The sequence below is a fragment of the Chitinophaga ginsengisegetis genome (assembly GCF_900168065.1).
GTDB lineage: Bacteria > Bacteroidota > Bacteroidia > Chitinophagales > Chitinophagaceae > Chitinophaga > Chitinophaga ginsengisegetis.
Genome location: NZ_FUZZ01000001.1, coordinates 3,465,715 through 3,474,743, shown reverse-complemented (window position 1 = coordinate 3,474,743; position 9,029 = coordinate 3,465,715). Strand labels below are relative to the sequence as shown.

Genomic DNA, 9,029 nt, shown 5'->3' with positions numbered 1-9,029 from the left:
CGAAATCATATTTGGCAGGATCATCAGGATCCAGTTTCTTCAACTGGTGTGTAAGGGCGGTGGCTGTTTTCCAGTCGGCCTTTGGCTCGGCAATGATTCCCAGCCTGGTGGCCACTCTGCTCACGTGTACATCCATCGGGCATACCAGTTGCGAAGGTGATATGTGCTGCCAGAGCCCAAAATCCACGCCATTTTCGTCATTTCTCACCATCCAGCGTAAATACATATTCAATCGCTTGCAGGCAGAGTTCTTTGCCGGTGTGGCGATGTGCTTAACTGTTCTTTCCGGGTGTTCCAGTGCAAAAAACACTTTCCGGAATCCGATCAGTGCTTTTTCCACATTTTCATCCTGCGGGGTGATGTGGGCACTGAAGGCAAATTCCAGCGATGTTACATTGGTGTAATAATGCTGGAGGAACTCTACAAAATACAGCAGATCCAGGCCGTTGAAAGTACGGTGGCAGAAGGAAAGTAATTTCATACGATCCCGCGGCTGGTGATGACGGATAAAATCGTACGGCGAATCATCCATCATTTTCATTAGTTCCGTGCATTTGTTGATAATACTGGTACGGTTTCCCCATGCCAGTATAGCTGCAAAAAGGCCGGCGATTTCGATATCCTGCAATACAGTGAACCGGTGTGGTATGCTAATAGGATCATTAGCTATAAAGTCCGGGTGATTATAGTATGCTGCCTTGGCATCTAAAAACTCCCTTAGTTTCTGGATCTTCATAAGTTTAATCACGTGTATTACCACAAGCCTTTTTACACCGGAATCTTCAATTCAGATATAAAGAGGCTCTGGACATGGTTAGGATAAATATTTACGCTCCCGGTAAAGATAATTTTTACCGCATAAGAATTAAAATCTATTACTCACCCGATGGCTTTTGCGAGGTCTTCAGTGAGGTCATCTGCGTCTTCAATACCCACGCTTAGCCGGATCAGGGAGTCTGCGAGTCCGTTCTTTATTCTGTCTGCGCGTGGAATGGAGGCGTGTGTCATGCTGGCGGGATGGCCTATCAGCGACTCTACCCCTCCCAACGATTCTGCCAGGGCAAATAAATGTGTGTTGCTCAGGATCCGGTTTGCCGACTCTATGCTATCATCTTTTAATGTAAAGGACATCATGCCTCCGAAGCCTCTCATCTGTTGTTTGGCAATATCATGATTTGGATGGTCTGTAAATCCGGGCCAGTATACTTTATCCACCCTGGGGTGGTTGCGGAGGAAATTGGCTACTACTACGCCATTTTCACAATGGCGCTGCATGCGTACGTGTAAGGTTTTGATACCGCGGAGCACCAGGAAGCAATCCTGCGGACCGGGAACGGCGCCGCAGCTGTTCTGGAGAAAATACAGCTGTTTGGCGAGGTCTTCATTTTTTACAATCACTACGCCGTGAACCACATCGCTGTGGCCTCCGAGGTATTTGGTGGCCGAATGCAGCACGATATCAGCGCCCAGGTCCAGCGGATTCTGGAGGTAAGGCGATGCAAAGGTATTATCTACACAAAGTATCACTTCACTTTTACGCGCTATCGTTGCACAGGCCGCAATATCTATGATTTTTAAAAGCGGGTTGGTAGGTGTTTCCAGCCATATCATCCGGGTTTTTGGGGTAATATGGGCTTCTATGTTCCGGGCATCAGACATGTCGATGAAATTGAACCGGATACCGTAACGTTCAAACACTTTGGTAAAGATCCGGTAGGTGCCGCCGTAAAGGTCGTTGGTGGCAATTACCTCGTCGCCGGGGCTCAGGAGTTTCATAACTGCGTCTGTAGCTGCCAGTCCGCTGCCGAAAGAAATGCCATGCGTACCGTTTTCAATGGCTGCCAATGCGTTCTGAAGGGCGTCGCGGGTAGGATTCTGCGTCCGGGCGTATTCATAGCCCTTATGCACCCCTGGCGCACTTTGTACATAGGTAGACGTTTGAAAGATCGGCGTCATAATAGCGCCGGTAGACGGATCGGGAGCTACACCTGCGTGTATGAGTTTAGTACCCAGCTTCATGTCTTAAATAGTTTAGAATGATCAATTTCTGATGGTTTCCAAATATACTCCAGTTTTTGCGATTGGAGATTGGCCAATTGATGAAGGGCAAACTTGTCCATTTTAGCATATATTAAAATATGATCGCATAAAATTCGACGCTTACGAACATTTTTATATCGTTCACCAATTAGGTACTAACGGATATGAATAAACCGGCTAAATTCGTTTCAGGTTTTTCATAGGATATGGTTAAAATTCTTAAGGCGGTATTCTTACCGCTTTTTCTTTTTACAGCAACCACTGTGTAAACAGTTTTCGTATAAACGTTACCGGGGCGGAGCAAAAGCAGGAGAACACTGCTTTTACCCCGCCCCGGCGGCATTTTATAATGTAAGGTTTATTTCTTTTTTGGAACAGCGGAACCCTCGTGCCATTTAATAGGGAGGCTTACGCTTACTTTATCCCAGGCGATAATGAGATTGGCGCCCGGATCTCCTTTTTCAAACACCATTGTAAATGCTTCTACAGGCGTATCCAGCGACAATACCGGGAGGGCAGTTCTTACCACATCCTTTTTCTGATCATATTTGAAAGCTCCCCATACGTCGGTGTCTTTGTTCAGAATGATGGTCCAGGTTTTTTCTGTTGGAATGGCGTAGAGGGTATAACGTCCTTTCGGGATGTTTTTACCGGCGATGATCACGGGCCGGAAGAACTCTATTTCTGTGGCCTCGTTGGCGCCCAGTCGCCATATTTTGCCGTATTCTTCCAGGTTCCCGAAGATATCCCTTCCTTTGGTTTGCGGGCGGCTGTAAATTACTCTGGCTACCAGTGTTCCGGGTTCGCCTTTTACTTTTACAACATAGGGATACATTACAGGGTAATACGCCATATCCATCGGGCTGGCATCAAGTGGAGGTAGTTTTTTATCCTGTGCAGCAGCGCTTAAGCTGATTAAACCTGCTACAAAGGCAAAAAGGAGAACTTTTTTCATCATCCTGGAAAGCTTTATTTCTTTTATAGATTATTGGCGGCAAACCTACTTTTTTTTAAGGAATCTGAAAAGCGTAGTTCTCTCATTTAACAAGCCGTTAGCGGTTTTCGGTTTGTAACAGTTCTTCCACATAAGTTTGCAGCTCGGGGAAGAAATCCTGGTAACATTCTTTCAGGGCGGCATAGTGTTCCATAAACACAGCAAATACAATATTGCCATCGGTTTCCAAATACCTGGCCCGGCGGGCTACTCCCCTGATGGATTTGGAAATTCCTTCTGTAGTATGGTAGTTATAGAGCCAGTTGTACGCCTGCATGTGTTCAAACATCTGCAAAAAAGCCGGCGGCAGCTGGTCTGCGCGCTGGTTAATCTCGCTATAAACGTAACGGGCAAACGAATACAGGGAATCGTTTGTAAAGCGCTCGGGGTCAATGGCCAGGAAATGATCATATACCAGGTCCGTGAACACGCCGCTGTATAATCCGCAGGACGGCCTGAAAAATTGTTTAGCCCTGCCCGTTACCGGATGTTGGTCAGTAAAGTTGTCGATAGCCCGGTGTATCCGGATGCCCTGCTGGATGCCTTCTGTATAGGCAGCCATGTTTTTCCGGCCCTTTACAAAATCTGCAATGAGGTTACCGGTGATCAGTTCCGGTTGGCGGAAAGACAAGTAAGCATGGGCCAGGTGATTCATCATCTCAAGATACACATTTATGCGGCAATTGGCAGTGGCCGGTCAACCGCTGAAAAACCTTATCCATTTTAACAATTTCTTAACTCTCGCCCAAGCAACATTGGCAGGTTGGCACCAACAAACAGGCTATGGCTGGTCTGTATGGCCGTATGTCCGCCACCGGTCAGGCGGACGTTCATTAACGGATAGCCCAACTAATCATGTGCCCCCATCAGTAAAGTATGCCTTGACCACTGGGCACTTCCGGGTGTAGCTTTGACTTATCAAAACAAAAAAAATTACAATCACCATAAATTTTTTCCGCCATGAAAAAACTTATTTTATTAGTCAGCGCAGCGCTCGTGTTAAGTGCCAATGTGCTTTTCGCAAGCCCTTATGAAACTACTGTTAACAACAAGATCAACAGTACTTTCCATGATTCTTTCAACGGTGCTACCGATGTAAAGTGGTACACGGACGATAACAAAACCTTTACCGCCAAGTTTACCATGAGTAACACCAAGGTGACTGCCTTCTTCAAGGAAGACGGTACCCTGCTGGCTACTTCCCGGTACCTGCAGGCAGAACAGCTGCCACTGAAAGTACTCAGCAAACTGAATAAAAAGTATCCTAACACAAGCATTTACTGCGTAGTGGAATATGCGTCTTCAGATAATGTAGTATATTTTGTAACGCTGGAAAGTACTGATACCTGGACTGTCATCAAAACCGATACAGACGCCAATATGAAAGTATACAGCCGTTTGAAAAAAGCTTAGTTTTAGTAGTGTTAAAAATACAAGGCCCGGGGCATTTACCCTGGGCCTTTTTGTTTTATCCCCACGCCCTTGCCCCTGCAAAAATTATCTTAACTTTGCCACCTGTTAAGGCTTTATTAGCCAGACTGTTAATGTATAAATGATTAAATGACATGAATAAGGGACCTGTTTCTCAATTTATCCAGCACCATTACCGCCACTTTAATGCAGCCGCATTGGTGGATGCTGCCAAAGGATATGAAACACATTTACTGGAAGGTGGTAAAATGATGGTGACTTTGGCCGGTGCGATGAGTACGGCTGAACTGGGCATTTCTTTCGCGGAAATGATCCGTCAGGGTAAAGTGGATATCATTTCCTGTACAGGCGCCAACCTGGAAGAGGATATCATGAACCTGGTAGCGCATACACATTATAAGAGAGTACCTAACTACCGTGATCTGAGCCCGCAGGAAGAATGGGATCTGCTGGAGCAGGGCTTTAACCGCGTTACAGATACCTGTATCCCGGAAGAAGAAGCTTTCCGCCGTATTCAGAAACATATCTATAAAATATGGAAAGATGCTGAAGAAGCCGGTGAGCGCTATTTCCCGCATGAATTCATGTACAAGCTCCTGCTGAGCGGTGTGATGAAAGAACACTACGAAATTGATCCAAAGAACAGCTGGATGATTGCAGCTGCCGAAAGAAATATTCCTATCATCGTTCCGGGATGGGAAGACAGTACCATGGGTAACATCTTTGCTTCCTACTGCATTAAGGGCGACCTGAAAACGTCTACCATGAAAAGCGGTATTGAATACATGATCTACCTGTCTGAATGGTACCGCAACAATTCCGCTGGTAAGGGTGTTGGCTTCTTCCAGATTGGTGGTGGTATTGCGGGCGACTTCCCGATTTGTGTGGTACCAATGATGTACCAGGATCTGGAATGGACAGATGTGCCTTTCTGGGGTTATTTCTGCCAGATATCCGACTCCACTACTTCTTATGGTTCGTACTCCGGTGCTGTGCCTAATGAGAAAATTACCTGGGGTAAGCTGGATATTAATACGCCTAAGTTTATCGTAGAATCAGATGCTACTATTGTGGCGCCGCTGATGTTTGCGTATATCCTGGGATGGTAATTAACATTAACTGTGTTTATATAGAAGAGCAGCGGGGATATTACCTCCGCTGCTTTTTTTATTTTTTATAAGATGAATAACTCGCCGGCTATTCCGTCTGCGAACAGGCGACCGGCTTTTGTTAACCGTAATGCTTCCCCTACCCGCTCTATGCGGCCCATTTTAATATACGGTTCACTGTGCGCCAGTAAATGAATGGTATGATCGGTTCCGAACTTCTCTGCCACCCATTCCAGGTTGCATCCCGCGGAGGTCCGGAGGGACGTCATGATGTATTCGTTGAACTGCATCGCTGTAGTGAGCGACTCTATCTCAAAAGGAACCGTACCTGCCGCAATGCTTTTTATGTATTGGGCGTTGTTGGCGATGTTCCATTGCCGTGATGTGCCGTTAAACGAGTGGGCCGACGGGCCCAGCCCGAGATAGGGTTTGCCCTGCCAATAGCTGCTGTTATGCCGGGAATGCCACCCCGGTAAAGCGAAATTGGAGATTTCGTAATGTTCGTAACCGGCTGCTCCCAGCCATTCCATCAGCATTTCAAAATGCTGTGCTGCTTTGTCCAGGTCGGTGGCGGCCATTTTCTTTTTCTTTATAAAGTGATCCAGCGCCGTTCCCGGTTCTACGGTGAGCGCATAGCACGATAAATGCGGAACGCCCAGTGCAATAGCCTGCTTCACATTTTGTTCCCAGCCTTCATTGGTGAGCGTGGGTCCTCCGTAAATAAGGTCGATGGTGATATTCTGAAACCCGAGGTCCTGCGCCTGTTTGATACAATCCAGTGCCTGCCGGCTGTTGTGTGCGCGGTTCATCCAGGTGAGGTCTTCTTCATGAAACGACTGTACGCCTATGCTCAGGCGGTTGATGCCGGCGGCTTTCAGCTGCACCAGTTTTTCGGCCGTAAGGTCGTCGGGGTTGGCCTCCAGGGTAATTTCCGCATCCGCTGCTACCGCAAATGTGGCGCGCAGGTGCAACAGGAGAGCAGTGAGTTCCTGCTCCTTCAGCAGGCTGGGAGTACCGCCGCCAAAGTAAATGGTATGTACCGGCTCCTGTGCGAGGTAATCTTTTTGCAGGGCGATTTCCTGCACAATGCTATTCACCATTGCCTCCTGCTGCAACAGCGAGGTGGAAAAGTGAAAATTGCAGTAGTAGCAGGCCTGCTTGCAAAAAGGGATATGTAAATAAATTCCGGCCATAACGTTTTATGATTGTTTACCCGTATTGGCCGCAAAGATACCTTCTTCCCTTTACTACACTCCGGTCAACTATGGACTATTTTAATATCTTTGCGATATCATAATTACGTTTCCTTTTTGTTATGTGGGCAGGACGTTGTTAATTGCCGTTGATTCCTTTGTGTGGGAAACGGGTTATTGAAAAACCGATTTAAAGTCATTGCAAAATATTTTCCTGGTGCGAAACTGGTTACTGCTGTTATTCATTTTAGGTTATTTGCCCGTTTTGGCACAAACAACAGATTCCGCTGCGGTACGGCCGGCAGTAAAGAAAAAGCCGGTGATTACCCGTACAGCTGCAGATTCATCGCGCCCGAAGGCGCGTACTGCTCCTGTTAAGAAAGACAGCACCAGGGCTGCTTTGCCGGCTGTTGCGCGGGTGAAAAAGGATACCACAAAGCTGCTGAAGGACACGGCAAATCTGAAAACAGATAGCCTGGCATTGGCGGCTGCGCCTAAAAAAAAGCCGGTATCGGCATATGATCTTTACCTGAAGAAGATATCGCAGGAAAACGTCTTCCTGAAACCCGGCAAACCGCGGTTTGCAGATACCAACCCGATAAGGCCCTACCGTAATATGGACTGGCTTATTTACCTGATGGCGGGGGTGTTGCTGGTACTGAGCGTGATCCGGCTGGCTTACCGGAAATATTTCTCGGATCTGTTCCGTGCATTTCTGAATCCTACGTTGAGTCAGCGGCAGTTAAAGGACCAGTTGTCGCAATCGCCTTTCCCTAACATGTTGCTGAATATTTTCTTTGCTATTGCGCTGGGGCTGTATTTTTACCTGGTATTATATCGTCAGCAGGTATTTCCACAGGCGGAGCCCTGGTTGCTGATACCTGGTTTAATAGTGATGGTGGCCGTGGTGTATGGTTTTAAGTATATTATGCTGCGTTTTTGCGGCTGGTTATTCGGGAATTCTGAGCTGGCGGATGCTTATATTTTCATTCTTTACCTGATCAACAAGATTTTGGGAGTGTTACTGGTGCCGTTCCTGGTGATAATTGCCTTCTGTAAGCCCGAAATAGCCCGTACTTTCCTATATATATCCTTGTTTTTTATTGTATTACTCATTATCTACCGGTATATTAGATCTTATTCACTGGTTAGGCAGTACCTATCTTTCAGTAAATTGCATTTTTTTCTTTACCTTTGCGCATTCGAAGTAGCGCCTGTTTTAATATTAACCAAGGTGCTGCAGAATATCTGGTTAACTGGTAATCCCTGATTATCGCCTATTGTTAACACAAGAGCAAAAAACGTATGATAAAAGGCGGGCCAAAAAAAGATTTGCAAGGAAAACAAATTCAGTCAATCCTAATTTCTCAACCTAAGCCTGAAACAGAAAAGTCACCCTACTTTGATCTGGCCAGGAAATTCAATATAAAATTGGATTTTTATCCGTTCATAAGGGTGGAAGGTTTGCCAGCGAAGGAGTTCAGAAAACAGAAAATCGACATTCTCAGCTTTACGGCGGTGATTTTCACCAGTCGTAACTCGGTAGACCACTTTTTCCGGATTTGTGAGGAAATGAAGATTAAGGTGTCACAGGACTGCAAATACTTTTGTATTACGGAAGCAGTTGCGTTGTATCTGCAGAAATTCATTCTCTATCGAAAGCGGAAGGTATTTTACGGAGCAGACGGTTCTACCAAAGGAGTGCTGGAGGTAATGAACAAACACCGGGACAATGAGAAATTCCTTTTCCCGAGTTCCGATAGCCAGAAGAAAGATATTGAAGAATGGCTGAAAGCAAACAAGTGCGACTATGCTACCGCTACCCTTTACAAAACCGTTTCTACAGATGTAAAGGAAGTATTGGCTGCTACTGCTTATGACATGATCGTGTTTTTCAGTCCCTCCGGTGTGAAATCGCTGTTTGAGAATATGCCTGAATTTGTGCAGAACGGGACGCATATCGGCGCCTTCGGTCCTACCACTTCTGCTGCTGTGGAAGAAGCAGGGTTAAGACTCGATGTAAAAGCACCACTTCCACAGGCGCCTTCTATGGCAGCTGCGCTGGAGCAGTACCTGACTACATTAATAAAGAAATAAGCAATTTTTCTGCGATAAAACTGGGCAGGGATGGCATTACGCCATCCCTGTTTTTTTGCTGCTATGGCGGTGCAGGGGCCGTTTTCAAAATATTTCTTTGTAATCCTGAAAAAATAAATTTCTTTGTAGAAGAAATAGAAGATCAATCATTATTTATCGCGTAGG

The 9,029-nt window shown here is 46.1% G+C and carries 9 protein-coding genes; 4 read left to right on the top strand and 5 right to left on the bottom strand.

Features of this window, described 5'->3' with window-relative positions; genetic code table 11:
• The 4 genes from B5Z18_RS13830 to B5Z18_RS13810 form a co-directional block, all read right to left on the bottom strand.
• Window positions 1–736 (bottom strand): TIGR02757 family protein (locus B5Z18_RS13830; RefSeq protein ID WP_079469916.1); only part of this gene is annotated, 736 nt, incomplete at its 3' end.
• Window positions 737–879: 143 nt separating this feature from the next.
• Window positions 880–2,019 (bottom strand): cystathionine gamma-synthase, encoded by a 1,140-nt coding sequence (locus tag B5Z18_RS13825; protein ID WP_079469915.1) that lies wholly within the window; start codon window positions 2,017–2,019, stop codon window positions 880–882.
• Between the two features lie 379 nt (window positions 2,020–2,398).
• Window positions 2,399–2,995, bottom strand: coding sequence for a DUF2911 domain-containing protein (locus B5Z18_RS13815; protein WP_079470086.1), 597 nt, complete (start codon window positions 2,993–2,995; stop codon window positions 2,399–2,401).
• A 97-nt stretch (window positions 2,996–3,092) separates the two neighbouring features.
• Window positions 3,093–3,692: an acyl carrier protein phosphodiesterase gene (locus B5Z18_RS13810; protein ID WP_079469913.1), complete on the bottom strand. Its 600-nt coding sequence runs from the start codon at window positions 3,690–3,692 to the stop codon at window positions 3,093–3,095.
• Between the two features lie 302 nt (window positions 3,693–3,994).
• Between B5Z18_RS13810 and B5Z18_RS13805 the strand changes: the two genes are divergently transcribed.
• Both B5Z18_RS13805 and B5Z18_RS13800 read left to right on the top strand, forming a co-directional pair.
• A complete protein-coding gene (locus B5Z18_RS13805) occupies window positions 3,995–4,447 on the top strand; it encodes a hypothetical protein (protein WP_079469912.1) in 453 nt (150 codons plus the stop codon).
• Between the two features lie 152 nt (window positions 4,448–4,599).
• Window positions 4,600–5,574, top strand: coding sequence for a deoxyhypusine synthase family protein (locus B5Z18_RS13800; RefSeq protein WP_079469911.1), 975 nt, complete (start codon window positions 4,600–4,602; stop codon window positions 5,572–5,574).
• Window positions 5,575–5,639: 65 nt separating this feature from the next.
• On the opposite strand, the gene hemW is transcribed toward B5Z18_RS13800, so the two are convergent.
• Complete coding sequence (gene hemW / locus B5Z18_RS13795) at window positions 5,640–6,767, bottom strand: radical SAM family heme chaperone HemW (protein WP_079469910.1); 1,128 nt, start codon at window positions 6,765–6,767, stop codon at window positions 5,640–5,642.
• Window positions 6,768–6,984: 217 nt separating this feature from the next.
• Between hemW and B5Z18_RS13790 the strand changes: the two genes are divergently transcribed.
• Together B5Z18_RS13790 and B5Z18_RS13785 are read left to right on the top strand one after the other, a co-directional pair.
• Window positions 6,985–8,037, top strand: coding sequence for a DUF4271 domain-containing protein (locus B5Z18_RS13790; protein ID WP_143313570.1), 1,053 nt, complete (start codon window positions 6,985–6,987; stop codon window positions 8,035–8,037).
• A gap of 35 nt (window positions 8,038–8,072) precedes the next feature.
• Window positions 8,073–8,864, top strand: coding sequence for a uroporphyrinogen-III synthase (locus B5Z18_RS13785; protein ID WP_079469908.1), 792 nt, complete (start codon window positions 8,073–8,075; stop codon window positions 8,862–8,864).
• Window positions 8,865–9,029: the final 165 nt, after the last annotated feature.

Bases quoted from the DNA above. Each gene is read 5' to 3' on its own strand.
- B5Z18_RS13825 (WP_079469915.1), bottom strand. From the start codon at position 2,019: ATGAAGCTGGGTACTAAACTCATACACGCAGGTGTAGCTCCCGATCCG.
- B5Z18_RS13815 (WP_079470086.1), bottom strand. From the start codon at position 2,995: ATGAAAAAAGTTCTCCTTTTTGCCTTTGTAGCAGGTTTAATCAGCTTA.
- B5Z18_RS13810 (WP_079469913.1), bottom strand. From the start codon at position 3,692: ATGATGAATCACCTGGCCCATGCTTACTTGTCTTTCCGCCAACCGGAA.
- B5Z18_RS13805 (WP_079469912.1), top strand. From the start codon at position 3,995: ATGAAAAAACTTATTTTATTAGTCAGCGCAGCGCTCGTGTTAAGTGCC.
- B5Z18_RS13800 (WP_079469911.1), top strand. From the start codon at position 4,600: ATGAATAAGGGACCTGTTTCTCAATTTATCCAGCACCATTACCGCCAC.
- hemW (WP_079469910.1), bottom strand. From the start codon at position 6,767: ATGGCCGGAATTTATTTACATATCCCTTTTTGCAAGCAGGCCTGCTAC.
- B5Z18_RS13785 (WP_079469908.1), top strand. From the start codon at position 8,073: ATGATAAAAGGCGGGCCAAAAAAAGATTTGCAAGGAAAACAAATTCAG.